Annotated in this window: 20 protein-coding genes and 3 pseudogenes; 5 read left to right on the forward strand and 18 right to left on the reverse strand. The window is 36.0% G+C overall.

What is annotated here, in order from left to right:
• Window positions 1–467: 467 nt before the first annotated feature.
• The 3 genes from MKY80_RS13095 to MKY80_RS13105 are packed head-to-tail and all read right to left on the reverse strand — an operon-like array spanning window position 468 to window position 1,718.
• A complete protein-coding gene (locus MKY80_RS13095) occupies window positions 468–782 on the reverse strand; it encodes a YbjQ family protein (protein WP_008177171.1) in 315 nt (104 codons plus the stop codon).
• A gap of 17 nt (window positions 783–799) precedes the next feature.
• On the reverse strand, window positions 800–1,273 hold the full coding sequence (locus MKY80_RS13100) for a nucleoside 2-deoxyribosyltransferase (protein ID WP_008177169.1): 474 nt from the start codon (window positions 1,271–1,273) through the stop codon (window positions 800–802).
• Window positions 1,274–1,283: 10 nt separating this feature from the next.
• A complete protein-coding gene (locus tag MKY80_RS13105) occupies window positions 1,284–1,718 on the reverse strand; it encodes a GNAT family N-acetyltransferase (protein WP_090003305.1) in 435 nt (144 codons plus the stop codon).
• Between the two features lie 239 nt (window positions 1,719–1,957).
• Here MKY80_RS13105 and MKY80_RS13110 point away from each other — a divergent pair, with 239 nt between their 5' ends.
• A complete protein-coding gene (locus MKY80_RS13110) occupies window positions 1,958–2,992 on the forward strand; it encodes a YdcF family protein (RefSeq protein ID WP_089987361.1) in 1,035 nt (344 codons plus the stop codon).
• A gap of 128 nt (window positions 2,993–3,120) precedes the next feature.
• Here MKY80_RS13110 and MKY80_RS13115 read toward each other — a convergent pair whose 3' ends face one another.
• From MKY80_RS13115 to MKY80_RS13150, 8 genes are all read right to left on the reverse strand, one after another.
• A complete protein-coding gene (locus MKY80_RS13115) occupies window positions 3,121–3,552 on the reverse strand; it encodes a hypothetical protein (protein ID WP_090003306.1) in 432 nt (143 codons plus the stop codon).
• Window positions 3,553–3,864: 312 nt separating this feature from the next.
• Window positions 3,865–4,227 (reverse strand): hypothetical protein, encoded by a 363-nt coding sequence (locus MKY80_RS13120; RefSeq protein ID WP_342529658.1) that lies wholly within the window; start codon window positions 4,225–4,227, stop codon window positions 3,865–3,867.
• 176 nt (window positions 4,228–4,403) lie between these two features.
• Complete coding sequence (locus MKY80_RS13125; RefSeq protein ID WP_089987363.1) at window positions 4,404–5,204, reverse strand: hypothetical protein; 801 nt, start codon at window positions 5,202–5,204, stop codon at window positions 4,404–4,406.
• A gap of 16 nt (window positions 5,205–5,220) precedes the next feature.
• Window positions 5,221–5,916 (reverse strand): DUF4274 domain-containing protein, encoded by a 696-nt coding sequence (locus MKY80_RS13130; protein ID WP_342529659.1) that lies wholly within the window; start codon window positions 5,914–5,916, stop codon window positions 5,221–5,223.
• 13 nt (window positions 5,917–5,929) lie between these two features.
• A complete protein-coding gene (locus MKY80_RS13135; protein ID WP_089987364.1) occupies window positions 5,930–7,588 on the reverse strand; it encodes a DUF6138 family protein in 1,659 nt (552 codons plus the stop codon).
• Between the two features lie 60 nt (window positions 7,589–7,648).
• Complete coding sequence (locus tag MKY80_RS13140) at window positions 7,649–8,710, reverse strand: suppressor of fused domain protein (RefSeq protein WP_008181442.1); 1,062 nt, start codon at window positions 8,708–8,710, stop codon at window positions 7,649–7,651.
• A gap of 251 nt (window positions 8,711–8,961) precedes the next feature.
• Complete coding sequence (locus MKY80_RS13145; protein WP_008181440.1) at window positions 8,962–9,510, reverse strand: hypothetical protein; 549 nt, start codon at window positions 9,508–9,510, stop codon at window positions 8,962–8,964.
• A 567-nt stretch (window positions 9,511–10,077) separates the two neighbouring features.
• On the reverse strand, window positions 10,078–10,365 hold the full coding sequence (locus MKY80_RS13150) for a hypothetical protein (protein ID WP_089987365.1): 288 nt from the start codon (window positions 10,363–10,365) through the stop codon (window positions 10,078–10,080).
• A 405-nt stretch (window positions 10,366–10,770) separates the two neighbouring features.
• Between MKY80_RS13150 and MKY80_RS13155 the strand changes: the two genes are divergently transcribed.
• Window positions 10,771–11,220 carry a GNAT family N-acetyltransferase gene (locus MKY80_RS13155; RefSeq protein ID WP_089987366.1) on the forward strand — a complete coding sequence of 150 codons (450 nt, stop codon included), beginning with the start codon at window positions 10,771–10,773 and terminating at the stop codon, window positions 11,218–11,220.
• A gap of 720 nt (window positions 11,221–11,940) precedes the next feature.
• On the opposite strand, the pseudogene MKY80_RS13160 reads toward MKY80_RS13155, so the two are convergent.
• The 4 genes and pseudogenes from MKY80_RS13160 to MKY80_RS13175 form a co-directional block, all read right to left on the reverse strand.
• Window positions 11,941–12,708: pseudogene (locus tag MKY80_RS13160) on the reverse strand (GNAT family N-acetyltransferase).
• 574 nt (window positions 12,709–13,282) lie between these two features.
• A complete protein-coding gene (locus MKY80_RS13165; RefSeq protein ID WP_089987368.1) occupies window positions 13,283–13,714 on the reverse strand; it encodes a hypothetical protein in 432 nt (143 codons plus the stop codon).
• A 38-nt stretch (window positions 13,715–13,752) separates the two neighbouring features.
• Window positions 13,753–13,978 (reverse strand): annotated as a pseudogene (locus MKY80_RS13170) (phage portal protein); the annotation flags it as partial.
• 71 nt (window positions 13,979–14,049) lie between these two features.
• A pseudogene (locus MKY80_RS13175) lies at window positions 14,050–14,172 on the reverse strand (phage terminase small subunit-related protein); the annotation flags it as partial.
• Between the two features lie 178 nt (window positions 14,173–14,350).
• On the opposite strand from MKY80_RS13175, the gene MKY80_RS13180 reads away from it, so the two are divergent.
• Window positions 14,351–14,479 carry a hypothetical protein gene (locus MKY80_RS13180; RefSeq protein ID WP_255319037.1) on the forward strand — a complete coding sequence of 43 codons (129 nt, stop codon included), beginning with the start codon at window positions 14,351–14,353 and terminating at the stop codon, window positions 14,477–14,479.
• Between the two features lie 146 nt (window positions 14,480–14,625).
• Here the strand turns inward: MKY80_RS13180 and MKY80_RS13185 are convergent, their stop codons facing one another.
• From MKY80_RS13185 to MKY80_RS13195, 3 genes are all read right to left on the reverse strand, one after another.
• Entirely contained in the window at window positions 14,626–14,769 is a 144-nt protein-coding gene (locus MKY80_RS13185) for a hypothetical protein (RefSeq protein ID WP_342529668.1), read from the reverse strand.
• A gap of 333 nt (window positions 14,770–15,102) precedes the next feature.
• Entirely contained in the window at window positions 15,103–15,297 is a 195-nt protein-coding gene (locus tag MKY80_RS13190) for a DUF3953 domain-containing protein (RefSeq protein WP_255319036.1), read from the reverse strand.
• 88 nt (window positions 15,298–15,385) lie between these two features.
• Complete coding sequence (locus tag MKY80_RS13195) at window positions 15,386–15,670, reverse strand: hypothetical protein (RefSeq protein ID WP_237068897.1); 285 nt, start codon at window positions 15,668–15,670, stop codon at window positions 15,386–15,388.
• Window positions 15,671–16,226: 556 nt separating this feature from the next.
• Between MKY80_RS13195 and MKY80_RS13200 the strand changes: the two genes are divergently transcribed.
• Together MKY80_RS13200 and MKY80_RS13205 are read left to right on the forward strand one after the other, a co-directional pair.
• Complete coding sequence (locus MKY80_RS13200) at window positions 16,227–16,379, forward strand: hypothetical protein (protein WP_342529670.1); 153 nt, start codon at window positions 16,227–16,229, stop codon at window positions 16,377–16,379.
• A gap of 318 nt (window positions 16,380–16,697) precedes the next feature.
• Window positions 16,698–17,087, forward strand: a complete 390-nt coding sequence (locus MKY80_RS13205) for a spore coat protein (RefSeq protein WP_090003313.1) — start codon at window positions 16,698–16,700, stop codon at window positions 17,085–17,087.
• Window positions 17,088–17,100: the final 13 nt, after the last annotated feature.

Consider the following 17,100-nt stretch of genomic DNA (forward strand, 5'->3'; position numbering starts at 1 on the left):
ACGTACAATTTGAGGTTACTTATGACAACAGAATCGATACCTTTAACAGGTAGGCACAAAACAAGAAAAAGAGAAATCGCAGTCCGATTCCTCTTTTTTGTTTTATCTACTTATATTCCATACAACGATAATTTTGCTGCATAGACAGAATGATCTCAATCAGCTCTACTCTAAGCTTAAGAGGATCCATTTCTTCTATATGAGCTCCTTGACTAAGCAAGTGAATCCAACATATATCCCACTCTTTCTTTCACGCCAAACTTTAAATAACCTTTACATATTTAGCCTATTTCACCATAAAATTTCTAGTTAATTGGTATAATTGGTACTATACGCCTTCTATCCGAAAACTTCATTAAACGAAATAGGTTGAATTTTTGACATAAATAACAAAATTTTCACATTAAATGACAGAAATGCGGAATAAAAAAGGACTTTAATCCATTCGATTAAAGTCCTCTTACTATTTATTTTAATCTGACAGCAGTGCCATATACTAATACTTCTGATGTGCCATCCATCACGGAAGACGTTGCATAGCGTACGCCAACCACTGCATCTGCGCCTAGTTGTTTGGCCTCTTCCTCCATTGCCTGTGTGGCAATTTCACGGGAGCGCACTAGCATTTCAGCATACTCTTTCATCTCTCCGCCCACAATATTTCGAAGTCCAGCCATCATATCACGCCCAATGTTTCTTGACTGTACAGAATTCCCCTTCACTAAACCTAATGTTTCAACCACTTCTTTTCCTGCCACCACATCGGATGTTGCTAATAGCATCGTTTTTCCACCTCGTATTACAATTTTTGAATAGCTTCCACAGCCTCTTCAATAGAAGCTGTAATAACCCCATTACGTTTAATTAAGCCAATTACAAATAAATTACGGTAGACAAATTGATTCTCCAGCCCATCTCGTACCAATGCCTCTATTTTTTGCATATTGTCTCGCCCTTGTTGACGAACATCTGTCAGTACACCAATAATAGGACGATTCAGCATAGAAAACGCCCCAATTTCAGCGGCTACACCAGAATCAATCTCAACCCCATCTAATACAGCAATTAATACATCACTATTTTGTAGCATTTCTAAGTCTGCCTGAGCAATCGCTAAACTATCCGCATAAGCTGATTTATCATTGATAGCATCATTCTCCTGCGGAACATATAAGGCAATGCCTGGTACTGCTTCACGAATTGCTGCGGCTAGTTGTTCATTTACTAAACGATCCCCTAAAGAAAATAATCCATTTGCTAAATATGCTTTCATGTTGAACTCCTCAATCTATCGATTTTTCAAAAATGATTTTATGTCTTCCCATTTCATCCACAAATGTGGAAGCAATATCAAAACCATGCTTGAGATTGGTGATGAGCATGGTTTTGAATGTATTTCTGCCATATGTACGAACTTTGTCAAAGCCTAGTGTTTTAATATGTTCATGCTGTTTTTTCATTAATTGGCTAGCAATCCCCTGACCTCGCTTCGTGACATGAACACCACCCAACCAACTATAAAATACACCATCTGGATGTGGATATCCTAGTTTAAAGCCAATGACATTTGCATCCTCCACCGCCAAGAGGCAAAGGAGGCCCTCTTTCTTGGCTAGCTTTTCAACCGTTAGCTTAGCACCATCAAAGACATGGGCATGTAGTTCTTGCAATGAGCCGAGCCAATCATAGGGTAGACCTTCTATCGTCACAATATACATGTTCATCACCTCTATCTGTTTGATAGTATAACAGAAATACTTTACCTTCGTGATACTTGAACAAACAGAGCGAGAGCAAGAATCGTTTGTTGTGGATATACTTTACTAGAAATCAATGCTATGCCATTCCTTCATTGAAGGTCTAAGGCATTCCTCATGCTGGAAGTTAGTTGATTTCAGCTAATAATTCCTTATAATAGAAAGATACCATCCACAACATCACTAGAGGTGTATTTTTTATGTATTTTGGCATTATTCCACTAATTTTATTGTTCATTTTTCTATTTTCTTATTGGAAAGACCCAAGAAAGATGATTAACGGACTACTATTTAATATGTTTGTCTGTTCATTTCTGTTATTCTGCTTCATTGTTTCCTTTTCATCGGATCTTTACTTTTTAAGAATGGCTGTCGTTATTCCACTAATTGCCCTTTTTCTCCTTATTCCCTTTGCAATTATTGCTTTAATGTTTGGCCTATTTTTAAATGCTAGAGTTTTAATGAAACGGGAAGGTAGACGCTTGGCTAATTCATTAACCTTGCTAGTAGCCATTGGCATTTTATTATTTATGCTGTTACCGATAATCAATCCAGCTAGCTTGTTTTCAAGCCATCTCCAACCGATATTTGCAGGGGTATCCCTTATTACATTTTATTTCTTTATCCATTTATCTAATTTCTTATCAGCTTATTTTCTCTATCAATTTAATCGTCCCAAGTATAATCAAGATTTTATCATTGTACTGGGAAGTGGCTTAATTAATGATAAGGTACCGCCCCTGTTAGCTAGCCGCATTCAAAAAGCGATCGATTTCTATCATAGACAAGCTGCAGTAAGTACCCCTCCAACGATCATCTTGTCTGGTGGTCAAGGATCTGATGAGAATCTACCTGAAGCAGAAGCCATGCAAAGGTATGCGATTGAAAAGGGGATTCCCATTGAGCATACGCTACAAGAAAATCGTTCTGTCAATACGTATCAAAACATGTTATTTTCGAAACAAATAATGGACGATATTAAACAAGGCGAGGCATATAACAGTATCTTTACAACCAATAATTTCCACTTATTTCGTGCAGGAATTTATGCCAGACTTGCTGGCTTAAACAGTCAGGGCATTGGTTCGAAAACGGCCTTTTACTATTGGCCTAATGCCATGATTCGTGAATATGTAGCGATTGTTGTTTTAGAACGGAAACGACATATGAAACTGATTGCCCCTATCATTATTATGACCATCTTATTAGCTCTATTCAGCTTTTTCTTTGTCTAAACTGTTGAAAGGATTCAATACATTTACGTATTTGAATCCTTTCATTGTGTTTATAGCCAGGACTTCTAGATTTTTTTATCTCAAGTAAATGGCGTTTGTTATCGGTCATTCACTATTTAATTTTGGGCTTATTCAGCAGCCTTATACGACCTTGTAGCTGTTTTATCCTCAAAAACGGTCTTAATGCGTTGGCTTGTTCTTAATTGCACTAAAACATTTATTAAAATAACTAATAATGGATGCAGAATAAAGACTATGGCTATTTGAGCATATGAGGCATCAAAATATTCAGCATCCGTATTGAAAAGATAAATATTCAGCACCATAAATACCGTTAATACAGCTATTACAGTGTATCGAATGGTATTTCGAGAGATAATCATTGAGCCACAAATATATAACATTGTAGAAATAAATATGAGTACATGTAGAGTAACGGCTTCATCTATTGCATATGAAACGGGTATATCAGAAGTAATCAATAACCGATAAGCGAAAGCCCCTAGTAAAATAAACGTGCCAAACAAAAGTAATAGATTAGAAATTAAACTTCTTCTCATGTTCTCACCTTTTTTTAAAATTTAGGTTGTTGTTTTGCTTTTAAATCTCCCTTTATAGAGAGATGCAATATTGAATTCGTAATAACAACAGTAGATGGCTAAAATAATACGTTTAATAAAAAGACTGCGTAATGAGTATTAAAAAACAATGCAGTGTTTTGCTGCACAAAATAAACTAGTGACACCAATTGCAGACAATAATAACGTAAGAAACACATACGCTTCCTGTAGTGGCGCTGTTTTAGGACTTGTATAAAAACAGAATCACAAAGCTTTTAGAATCTCACTTTACAATAGTAAATGGTGGACTCTTTATTTAGTTACCTTTTCTAATATGCTAAAAAAATCGTTATCGTTTACCATGGTATAATTTTCTTCCGTCCTATTAACGGTCAATGACCTTTTTTCTGAAACAAGGTACATAGTATAACCTGTATTTAATGAAATGGTGATTCGGTAATCGTAATCAACTGGATTTATAGTTGCTTTATCAAATTTTGCATTCTGAAAAGCTTGTAAAATCCTTTTTTGCGTTTCTTCTGGAATTTTAATTCGGGTATATATATCTTCTTTGTCTGTATCTACGGTATGAATGGTTATAGATGGATTTTCAACAGTAAAATTAGCGTTCTCTAAATACGTCTGTTGCAGAGTATCCTTCGTCTTACTTTGCAATCAAAAAGCCAATAGCGATGACGATTATAAGTAAAGACAAAATAATTTTGATTTTTTTCATATAGCCCCTCTTTAATTGTAATGACGTGAACTTTTGAGTCATATGTAAAAGGTATTACAGCTCTGCTGACGCCATTGCACGAACCATTCTATATTCATTGCAAAAAAGCTTCTTTTTATAAATAAGAGCCAAAGTAGAAATTCACTTTTTCTTCTGAATAGCCGTCCTGACCTCTCCAAGTTGCCATAGACATAAAATCAGTTCCCCGCCCGCGTTCCTTGCGATAATCGTTTGTCGATTCTAGTAGGCGAGCATACCCCCATATTTCCATAACGGCATCTCGCTCATATTGATTGGACTTGAAAACATCCTTCCAACGCTTTTCTAATTGTCTAGCAGCATCCATATCTTTACAGGACTTTATAGCCTCTAGCATCTGTTTGAAAATCTCTATATCTGCCTCACAAACGATTAATGACTCTTGTTCTTGTATTAAACATTCAAGATCGAGCAAACAATACACTAGCCAGTTTAAGCGAACACCTCCCCACTTCACTCGTTCAAAATTAAGGACATTTAGATCTTCGTTTATATAGTTTTCATTCGACATTATTTTATGTTCATTACAATAGCCACAGGCACTGTAGGATACTAACTCTTCAGGTCGCTCATGATACGTATGGATCGGTAGTTGTGCAGTAAGAGCCCAGCTTGATAACGCACTCCGTAAATATACTTTACGGGTCGAGAGGCTGTGCAAAAAAGCCTTCACCACAAGATCCTTAGTTAGCCTGTCATCATGAAGCTGTCGCAGTCTTTGTATACATTCATCATGGGAAATCGTTAAACGATCAAACATCAAGCCCATCCTTTTCGCATACTGAAAATCCTCCTCTGTATACGTATACTCCCCATCTCTCCATCTACCAGATTGCCAAAATGTTTGCATTAAAATTTTCTTTGCCTTTTGATCCATTAAAAATTTCCTCCTACTAAAGTTCTAACTTGACCTGTAGTTTCTCCGCCATCTCTCTCCACTGCTGCTTCCAAGGCAAGCCATCCAGTTCCTCTTCTGTTTGCGCGAGCCAATAATCACCCTCCATTAACTCAAACATGTCCATAAAGGTTATCACCGCACATACTGGATTGTTTAATGCCTCTAGCATCGGCTCTGGCCCATCATCCCAGTTGTAATGATTGACAATGGCATGCAAAATAATAGACGAGGAAACCTTGCTAATTTGTTGACACATCTTCTCGAGATTTTCTTCATAAAGGATGGTATCCACTTGTCGCTGTTCTTCCGAATTCAAGGTCAATCTGATGGCGCCTGGTGTATCCAACAATAAATCGGCTATTTCGCTTTGCGCTCTTGCGGCATACCAGGCAGTGGCTGTCATTCCTTCTGTAGCCTGTAAAGAAATGCCTCTAGCAAGGAGTAATGAAATAACTTCTTTTCGCTTAAATTTCACGGCTTTTTTAAGTGCTGTATCACCCAGCTTATCTCGTACCTCCAAGTCTATATTTTGCGCAAGCAGAAGCTCAATCCCTTCCATTGACATTCGATTTGTGATGAAAAGCATTAACGGTGTTCTTCCTCGCGCATCGCGTTCATTTACATCCAGCTTGCTCACAGCTTTTCGCACCGTCTCCAGATTTTTAGATTTGCTAACCTCTGCCCATTCCATTTGGCTTCCCCTCCTAATTGACCCATTGTTGTAATTTTTCTAGCACTTCCTTCCTTTCTGAGGTTTCTTGTTTTATACGCTGTGCAAGCTTCTTAGCACCGCCAAATATTCGGTACAAAAGAAATTCACGCTCATAGCTTTCTTTCGTTTCTAACTCCTGAACAAGTGCCTTTAGTAGTTCTACTTCCATATTTTCAATCCCTTTTAGCGGCTTTGCTGATTCATTAGCACCAAGAAGAATGCCTACAAACACAGGAATAAGCTCTACCGATAAGCCGTGAGCTTCAATAAAAGCCTCCCCATAGGAATCCTGTACAGACTGATGCTCAGAATCGACCAGGGTCATGTAGCTTTGCACAAGCGGAAAATAATCCTTACTATATAGCCCTAAGCCCAAAACCGCATAGGTTCCAGGCATGGCTGATTTTTCACTTGGCTCTACATCCTGGTACCATGCATATTCCTTCATTGCCACCTGAGCATAGTCTGCTAATAAAGGAAAAAGGCTAGGATAAGCTAGGCAATTAGCAAAAAACTGATGAAGCTTCGATTTGGCTAGCTTTTTAAGCGGAAGGAAATTTTTCACTTTCGTCTTTAAAGTCATTTTATAGCCCTTCGGAAAGCCTTCCTGTAAAAGATGAATGATATAATGAAGCGCTTCACGATAAGCCGCTTCCTCTTCCTTTTTTATTTGTATATCAATCGTTTGCAAAATATCATTTGCTCTCCCCTCAATAAAAGCACTTTTGCACTTACTTTCAAAACGACCACTCCCATTTCGTAAATACTCTGTTGCCTGCTGTGAGCCAAGCTCTTTAGCTAGAGTAAGGTATTGTAAACGAGTAGCTGGTTCTTTATAACCGATTTTGACCGCCACATAGAGAAAGAAATCTAGCTTTTCCTGCTCCATAGAAGGTTCTATGTCTTCGTTTTTAAGTAACCACTCATTGGTGTAATCATCTGTTTGCTCAAAATAGCTCTTTAAAAAGTGGTCTTCTGCCCAATGTTTAAAAGCATTTGTAAAATAATAGCTCCACTGATTTAAACGCTCTTTATTCGCCAGATGTTTTTCCTGTAGCTGACGAATAATCGGTTCGATCTCCTCTGCTGTTTGTTGGAAAAAATGTGGATTGACTAAATGCTGTGCTAAGAAAAACTCATCATTGTCGCTTGGAAGCACAGGAAGCTCTGCCATAACTTTCGTTTCCATAAAAGACGCTAATTCCTGTTTCATGAACGCTAGCTTCTGAACATTAAGCAGCTCCTTTTGAAATGCCCACATCGTCTCACCATACTCAAATTCAAGCAACACCTGAAAATGATAATCAAAAAATCGAGGACCATATGACTGTGCCTGAAACATTTGCTCCATCTTCGTACATAAAGCCGAAAAAAGATCCTCCACATAGTTTTGTTCTATAATTTCCTGTATGTATGTCCCTGCATCCACCTTATAAGCACTATCACTCCAGCTAAATGGTTCATAGACATCTATACAAATAGTCCCGTATTGACTTTTGCCTTTTTTCCATGTGATTTTTAAATAGTTAAAGATACCTGCTTGTAGTCGGCTTTGATGTTGAATACCATCAAGACGTTTACTTTCTTGCTGATAGACTTTGGTAAGTTGATCCCACACATCCGCTAAAAAATATTGTATAGACTGCTGCATCTGCTCCATCCTTTCTTAGAGAAAAATCTCTCGCCAAAAAATATTTAGCGAGAGATTACCTTATCCGATTGTTTTCACAACCGCTCCTTCTTGATTCTTTATATGTGTTTTCATAATTTGGAAACTTATACCTTCTAATGAAGATAGGGCAAACCGCTTTTCTTGCGGCACTAAATTTTGACTTAACTCCTCAGCTGCCTCTTTGTTCAATGTAATGGTAATTTCCTGTTCATTTTCCTGATAACCCACTTGATGATCTGGTTTAAATACTATAGTTAAATCTTGACCGACTAAGCTAAGATTTCTTTCCTTTACTATTCGCCCACGTAATAATTTGCCGATGACATCGGCCTGCTTCGCCCCTAATTGAATAACATGGGATTGTTTGTTAAACCAGCCCTTTTTCCCTACCTGCCAAGCCAGCTGATCGACAAATAAAAAGCCTGTACTTGAACCATCTTCCATCATTCCTCGCTCTACCGCCTCTACAATCTCAGGGCTTTGTAATAGTGAGGGGCGTGTTAAGTCCGTTATATAGCTTGGAATTTGGTTAATACCAGCCTGTAGTACACCAAGAGTTTTCCATGTCTGCATTGCTTCTAGTTCATCCTCTGTAATGCCGACCATTTGGATAAACTCCACCTTGCCATTCGGCGTATCCATTTCAGCAAGCTCAGGATCATGCGTAAAGGCTAGCGCTGTTAATTGCGTATCAGCATCCAGACAGATCGGACCATTTGCATCTAAATAATCACCCGCTCTAAAAACATTCCCACTATTAAAAACATATCTACCCATATTCTGTAATAGATTCAACGCCCACGCTGGTGGTTCATCCTCCTCTTCGGAGCGCACTAAGCGAAACGTCAATTCAAATCCATAACCACTATAGTCTTTATTTTCAAGCTCTTTTTCATATAGTTCCGAGAACCCATATGTGACAAAATGCCAATGGGGAACTGGAGTTTCACTTTTATAGGCACTTATACCATCCAAAGGGTCTTGTCCACCTAATGAATAAGGAATCATGGTGCCGTAATGCTTTGGCTCCTGCTCCCCATGTACCTGTGATACAGCTTCATCAATCGCATCCCAGCCTACCGCCATAACCTCTTCACTCATTTACGTTTCCTCCTTGCAATTGTCGCTATCGACTCTACTAACCTATTCATTATGATACCAATTTTATGGTAGCTCATTAACAGCATTAGGACTCATTTTCACTTATCGTGCAACTAGGTTTATTTTCATTCTACATGAGGAAAATATTACTAACGCAAAAAAATCAGGCCATCTTCTGGATTCCAAAAAGATTGCCTGAATAGCCTTCTATTCTGCCATTTAAATTTATACGTTCTATCAATCGGAATAGGTTAGCCATACATCATAGCTGGCTCACGCACAACATGTAAATAATCTGCCAGCTTCCCTACAAATACTTGCTCTAAATATGGTAATTGTCCTAGGCAGTGAGGCGTCATTAATGCTGGATTTTGATAAATCTTTAAACCTCCCACCTTTAATAGCGTCGCTACAAACTGGGAACAAAAATAAGCGCGTTCTCTTCTTACCTCCTTTTGCATCATCACGCCAAAAAGCCCGATAAAGTTGTATTTATAACGATCTCGATTCCAATACATATAACGCACGATTTTAGCCATTTCTAAATATTGATAATGAGAAATTCTACAACGATAAATGACACAATCCGCTGACTCAAATAGCCCTCTTTCCGCATCCTCTCGCAAAAAGCCACCACTTAAAGGATTGTTTAATTGCCTACGTCCAAAGCTAAACATTTCGTATAGCCTCTCATCAAATGCGATTGACGCATGATTCATCTCTTTACCAGTATACATACCTATCGCTTTCGATAATAATGTCCCTGTTTTAGTTAATACTATGTAAATCGTATGTGCCACTTCTTCACCTACTCCAATATTCTTTCTACAACTACCAATACGTTTTAAAACTTCAAATGGTTTCGTGAATTTCCTTTTTTTATAAGTATATACTATAAACTTAAATATTTTCTTAGTAGAACCTGAAGAATTTCTTAAGATTTAGTTTTATTTACTAGTATTTTAAGTTAGTGAACTATCATTAAATCAACGTTCTGAAAATTTTATTTTTGAACTACCTTTATTTATATGCCGTTAATTGTATTCTTATGTGGGGTACAAATGGGGTACAGAAGATTTTTTACTGGGGTACTTGGGGTACAGAAAAATAAATGGACAGATAACTAGAAAACGATAATAATAGTCACTTAGTTTTCCTGAATGACTAAATATTTTAATTTCTTTATATATTTATTACCCTGCCAACGGCTTAGAAAGCTGTTTATAGATTTTCTAGTTTTGATACATTTCTATAGAACCCTATCCTACAGGCTCACTAAATCTTTCTCTCTATTTATCTACTTTTATATTTATTTGGGCACCAGTTGAATTCTATACTAACAACACCTACCCAGTATTGATACAATTTTATTGTATTGCATTTGGAAGGAGGAATTCTGCTGTAGCTACATACACATCACTAAAATACTCGTCAATCTTTTCTACTTTGAATAATCTTATTTTCTCTTTTGCCAACAACCTTTTTGAAACGTAATAATCTTGGCCTATGTCTTTGAATAACTTATCGAGGATTGGTAAATAACCTTTACTCATTTTTAAATTTTCTATTACTGAGAAATCACTTTGCAATGATTGAACTGCCATTTCTAGAATTAAAAATTCATGAAATAGTCGCCGTTGCTCAGGATTCGACATACAACTCCATCCCCTCGATAAGAACATTCGTTTGTGTAATTACATAACAAACGTTCGTATTTTTACGAGTGTTAATTTATAGAAGTAAAAAAAGCACAGAATCAAACCTCAAGAGTTGAGGAACGGATTCTTCTTCAACTGACGGAGCAGGTTAGTGAAAGAAGGTGTTATTTTCCGCTATAGACAATGGTATAATTTGGGTAGGAGGTGAGATAAATAAGTCTTATTCTTTTTGCTTTTGTATTTTTACTATGAGTTTTCTTTACTAGGGAGTTGTTTTATTAAAGTAACGGTGCAGGTTAGTAAATAACTTAATGCAGTTTAGTTTAATAAGAACGAAAATGATTAGAATTAATTATGCTATAGAGCTGGTCAGTTATAATTTTATAAAGGAGTTGTGAGAAGTTGAAATATCGTAAAGCAAATGTCGATGATATTGATAAATTGGTCGAGTTAAGAAAAAAGCAATTAGTTGATGAGGGGATAGAACCTAATATAGATATTGATAGAGAACTATTTGTTTTCTTTAAAAATAAACTAAGTGATGGTACTTTAATTCAATGGCTAGTGGAAGATAATGAAGAAATTATAGCTTGTGGTGCAGTAATTTTTTATGAATTTCCACCTTGTTACACCAATAAGACTGGAAAAAAGGCTTATATCACAAATATGTATACTAATGAAAATTATCGTGGGCAAGGAATCGCAACAAAGCTGTTAACTAAATTAGTTGATGAAGCTAAGATTTCAGGTATTTCACAAATCTGGCTTGGGGCTTCAAAAATGGGTAGACCAGTGTATAAGAAGTTTGGTTTTATGGAAACTGATGACTTTCTAGAATTAAATATTTTTTAATAATTAAAGCCCATTACCAATTAAGGTAACGGGCCCGTAATGTTAAGCACTATGCTGTACAATGCTGATCTTCAAACCTTCAAAATCTCCACCTGTTAATGTGCCAGTGTCAAATTTATCTAGGTGTGACTTATCAAAATTTTTTATCTACTGCTTGTTTGCTTTAGTTGTATCGTTAGTGAATTCATTGTGCCATCATCCTTTTCTGTTGGTTTCTGTGTTTAAAAATATTGAACCGATTCAAGTGTCAACATAGCCCCTTGACCGTTTCCTCCTGGTGCTGGCTCCGATGTAGGTTCAAGCGGGCTCTGGATTAGGATTACCTTCTCCTACAAGCATCTGAATATCTTAAGGTATAAAAGTTTTTAGGTTAAATGGATTGGGTCTCATGTTTTCCTTCTTGCCCAATTTAGTTATTCGATTGACTAAATTGTTCGAAAATATTTTTGTGCCCGTTCTTTATAGCGTCTACGAGAAAAAAGACAAAAATAAAAAAAAGCCACTCAAAATGAATGGCTTAATCACAAATTTATCATTAACTTCACATACGATAAATTTGTAAAAAACTTGGATTAGATTAACCGTATAAACTTAATAAGATAACAAATCTACAAAGCATGTTTTTGAAATGTAAGATTGTCCAAATTACCCTATTATAAAATGAAGAAATTTAAAATCTTTGTTGCATAAAAGTGCCCTTTTGCTTAACAAGAAAACTATTTATTCAAAAACAACCATTTCTCCGATTTCTATAAAACCAAATCGCTTATAAATATTTTTCCCATCATTGGAAGCCTGTAATACAACCGGTTTTTGTTTATCCTTTGTTTGATTTAGAAGAATTTGAAACATTTCACTGCCATGTCCTTTACCTCTAGATGTTTCTTTTGTCATCACATCATAAATACCATAACTATCTTTGCTTTCTATTAATAAACCGGTAGTTACAGCCATTTCGTCTATACAACCAATAAACATTTGAACTTCTGAACCTAATTTTTTTAGTGAAAACTCGTTAAAATAACTTTTTAGTGCCTCTTCTTCTGGTGTACCTTCAAATAAGCTCTTAAATACCTCTATATATTTTAAAAGATCTTCATTATTTTTCACACTAGTAATCATAAGTTGATGGGAAATTCTTTGACCTATATTAAGAGTATTTTCAAGTTTCATCATTACATTACGTTCTGCTTCTTTTAGGTCATATTCTTCCATCAGGTCTTGCCAGCTTGCGTTCAAATACCGAGAGTCAATCCACGTACTAAAGGGATATTCTTTAAGAGTCATACTTTCGATGCTACTTCTAATGTTAAATTCATTTTTTATCTGTGAAGATTTCGGCAAAAGTATATTAAATGTATCCGTGGGTATTTCTGTATTCGTAAAAATGAAGTCCTCTTCATTGATAAGCTTTCAATTAACTGTGTGAGTGAATATTCTTATTTTTTCTTCAAGATTGTTTATAACTAATTGTTGATCTGCAATCATTTCGTTGCTCCTTCCAATTAAATACAGCGCGCACTCTTTTTATTATAGAAGCAATTCATTTAAAATTAAACATTGTTCACATTTTTTATATCCTCCCATAATTTTCAGAAAACTTAAAGCACACTTGTTTATTCACTCACCCTTCACCACTAAACTGTTGTCTCCATTCCTCAAAGCTTATGAATGGCACTGTGACCCTAGGCGGTTTCACCTCTTTGTAAGCCTTATTTAAAGCTTGTTTGTAGGTCAATCCTTAAGCAGACATGTAAGCTTCAATTAGAGTAGCTAATTTCTTTTGGTAAGTATCATCCATGTAATCTCTGCCTCGTCTGTACTCAGGGAGTTTGCCATTGATTATGTAAAATTGTATGGCAGCGACACTGAATATCCATCGATGCTATGCCCCAAAGCCGTGGAGCTTTTGATTTCCACTTGCCATAATGATAATAGCCGTCTTTATCAGCTCTTTGCCCGTCTAGCTATCTATGAGACTTGCGAACTGTAGTATCAAGTGATGACATCCACACCTTGGTTAGCAGTGCTGTCTTGCTAGCCTGTTCCTCAATAGCCAAATCTACTTGTGATCTAACTCGACCACCCTCTGTACGAGCAACAAGGATAGCTTTCTTCCTCGTTCATCCCATAGCTTGCTCAATTCGTATTGCCATGTCTGTATAACCATTTCCTCGCCAGTAGACTGTTGTAAGAGGTAAGCTATCAATAAGTATCTCTCGATGTAAAGACGCTCCAGTGACGCTTGTATGAGCTTAATAACTTCTTTATAAACAGCATTTAACTGTTGAGCAATTAACTTCATCTCTTGATTAAAGCGATTGTACTTGTTAACGTCAATCCAGGTAGCTTGGCCGTTCTTACCAAACTTACGATGCCCCTCTAACATATGAGCGAGAATAGACTTTAAACTTCTTGCAAATACAACTTCAATATCCCTCTCTGCTTTAGCTCCCAGTTCATCTAAGATTTGATTGATTTCCTGTTGATTCATGACTCATCAACTTCTTTAGGATCAAGAGCAGTAATGAACTTTCGCTCCATTGTTTTGCAATTGTTCTCGAGCCGCATAAGCTTATACTTCATTGCCACACCTGTAGAATTACCTGCAAACGATTCATCACTGAAGTTCACGCTTTTGGCTATACGCATGATGTTCGCTTCTAAGCGATTCAGGTGTTTCTCGATCATTTGATCATTAACATCTTTTGTTAGATATTTAATGTCATCATCTTCACCCCATCAATTCAAAGATGCCAGTTTGAGCAACTTTCTTCGCATCTTCGTCATCCATCCCCATACATTACCTTTCGGAGCTCCTGCTTTATTCGGAGTACTCCGTTCTTCTGATTGGAGTACTCCATTAAGTTTCTCATTCCAATTATCCTTTGATTTCCATGAACCAATTGTTTTTTCTGGAACACCAAACATTTTTGCAATTGCTCGATTTGTATCTCTTGCTCTAGCCATCTCTCATATACCCCACCTCCATCATTTGTTTTTAAACCACCTAAAACTAGTTACATTCTTTCTCAGAGTCTACTTAATATAAAAAAATAGATTTTAATATATAACCAGGTAATATTTTTCCAATTCGCAGAATATAATTAAATAAGGAGGTGATAGTAAAATGAAAAAGAAATTAGGTATGATTTTATTAGTTGCTGCACTTTTCGGAGCTGCTGCTGCTTCTACAGCCCCTACTGCATCTGCTGCTCAGTGTTACTGGGTAGGGAAAGCTTGGATATGTGATTACTAAAAGATAGAGATCAATATTAAAAAGTATTTTTTTATTTTGCCACAGTAATAGTGGCTTTTTTTAATTAAAGATAAACTGCTTTCTCATATCTCATACATCACCACCTCCAACAAAAAATGCTACCACCCTGAAAGTGATAGCAAGATTTATGTATTTTGTCTAAATTCTTTCCATTTCACTTGTAAGTGAGACTTCATAGTATCACTATCATAAATATCAAGTTTAGAATAGGGTTTAAAATATTTTTCAATACCCTTTGTTTGCAACAATAATTTATAATTTCTTTTCAATCTCCACCTCCCAACCAGTCTTAAACCTGAGAATGAAATATATGTAATACCTTTTTGCTCTTAAAACCACACCAAACTCCGCCCTCTCTACTCATAGCGTTTTGGCTGTTGATGTAGTTTTCAAAGCAAAAGAAAAAGCCTCCATCCTAAGATGAAAGCTTTGCTATTGTTTTTGTCGAGTTAGCTCATTTGCGACTCGTGGTAGAGCTGCACCACGTTATATTTGTAAAGCGAATTGTGTTTTTATTTATAGTGCGTATCCGCGCACTTTGTTGCTCAGTTAGTTTGACTAAAAGGTAAGTGGACGAAGTTCACATAAAAACCAAGCCATATTTAGAGCAATATGAAACTCTGAATTGACACAAATACTGAAAATAAAAATATCGCAATTAGTAGCCAACCATAAACTTTTCGCTCTTGTTGAAATTCTCTAATTCCCCAAATTAACATTACTAACCCTAAAAAGAAAATCGTTAAAAAATTCAACTGGTAATTCTTTGTGATAAGTCCATAAGCTGAGAGTTTCACCCCACTATTATTTTTAGAATATGTTAAAAAGAAATATAAAATTGGATATAAACCTATTTTGGTTATAGAACAAACCTGCGCTATTAGTTTAAGGATCAAGTCTTTTATAAAAACTAAAAAGAAGCAGCCTTTCGGCTACTTCAACATTTGTTTCAATATGTTGTTTTCTGACCCTAAATATTGTTGTACTAGATAACCCCATATGTTTACCAATTACCCTCATTCTATCCCCGTCTAGCAATCTATGAAGCACTTCAACCTCTCTGTCACCTTGTACTAACAAAATACGTTTTTGCACCTCTGCAATCTTTTGCTCGTATTCCTTAATCCGATAATTTAGCGAATAAACACGTCGTTGTACCTCTGTAAACACTGGATCACTCGTCCCACCACTTACCTTTGGTAGTGTAGCTTCAATACCATACATAGCTATTTTAGTTCGAATATAGCTGTTGTTATCGATTTAGGCTACTGGCTGCCTTGCTTCCTCGATTGTTTCCACCATCCAACGATAATTCTCAATCCACTGAAGTAAATCTTCGTGAACACACCATCAAAGGGCATAATCCAATTCGAGCTCTAGCGTCTGCAAACGCTGCGGCTTTTCTATTTTGGACTGATCTTTTATTCATCATCGGCTCACAAGCTGTAATGCTGAGTGTTTTAAATATGAATCATTTCCTCAAAGTTTTCAGTAACACTCGTGTACATTTATTGATCTTAATACTTACTATAAGTTTCATGTAACCCAAATTTAATTGTTAAAACTAAAATCGTGTTATAGGATTACTATTGTTAAAAAACTATTAGAAAACATGATTTAAGGAAGAATTTTTTATGAATGACAAACTAATTAAATATTTATCTATTTTTGGTGGTACTACAATTATCGCTTTAGCTCTAGCGGCTTTTTCCTTATCGACCAAGGTATGAATAAGGAATTTAGTGAAAAAGCATGGTCAGATACAAAAGAAAAAGCAATACAAGTTACAGTTGAGCATTTTAAAAAGGAAAACAATATCAATGTTACAATAAATGAAGTTAGTTCTTCAGGTGAATATGCGACAATGAAGTATATATAGAAGGTCATGTTGTTGGTAATGAGAATAAGAAAAAATCAGCTGTTGTAGATACTTCTGAAGAAAATTACCAAGTAAAACACTTTTAAAGAGCCCATTGAACAGTTAACTTTATTGTTAGCTGATCTTTTTATTGCACATTTTTTCATATTGTTCAGTCAATCTCCATGCATATTTGAAATTAATAAACCAATCTCACCTTTACTATTATCTTTTAATGACTTCAGTCCAGAAACTATTCTTCACTCCACCTTCCTTTTGGTCCAAACAACTGTATTCGATATGAATAAAATATTGTATAGAAGAGGAGGTGAATATAAATTGGCATCATTTGAAATTGGAGCGAGAAGTCTTTTTAATTTTCGAAACGAGCGCTTTTTCCTATTAGTTGAAGATGAAATTACAATTCCAGAAAAAGGTGTGGAGATTGATCCAGTTAATATCTATGAGATTGACCAGCAAACTTTCAATTTTATCAGAGAGGAAGGAGATACACCTGTAGTTGTACCACGTTTTAACCTTCCTCCTGTACCACCTGGATTTAAATTAGAACGAAAATGTATTTTTACAGTCGATAATTCTTATTTTGTCATCTATGATTTAGAAAATGGCACTGATAACAATGTTTTATTAAGAATTAGTGCAGCTTTATTTAACTCATTAAGAAATTCTGGTGTTCGTGAATGCGTTCCTCAAGATTTCATTAATTAATAAATAATCCAAC

This window comes from Lysinibacillus sp. FSL R5-0849 (assembly GCF_038595075.1).
GTDB lineage: Bacteria > Bacillota > Bacilli > Bacillales_A > Planococcaceae > Lysinibacillus > Lysinibacillus fusiformis.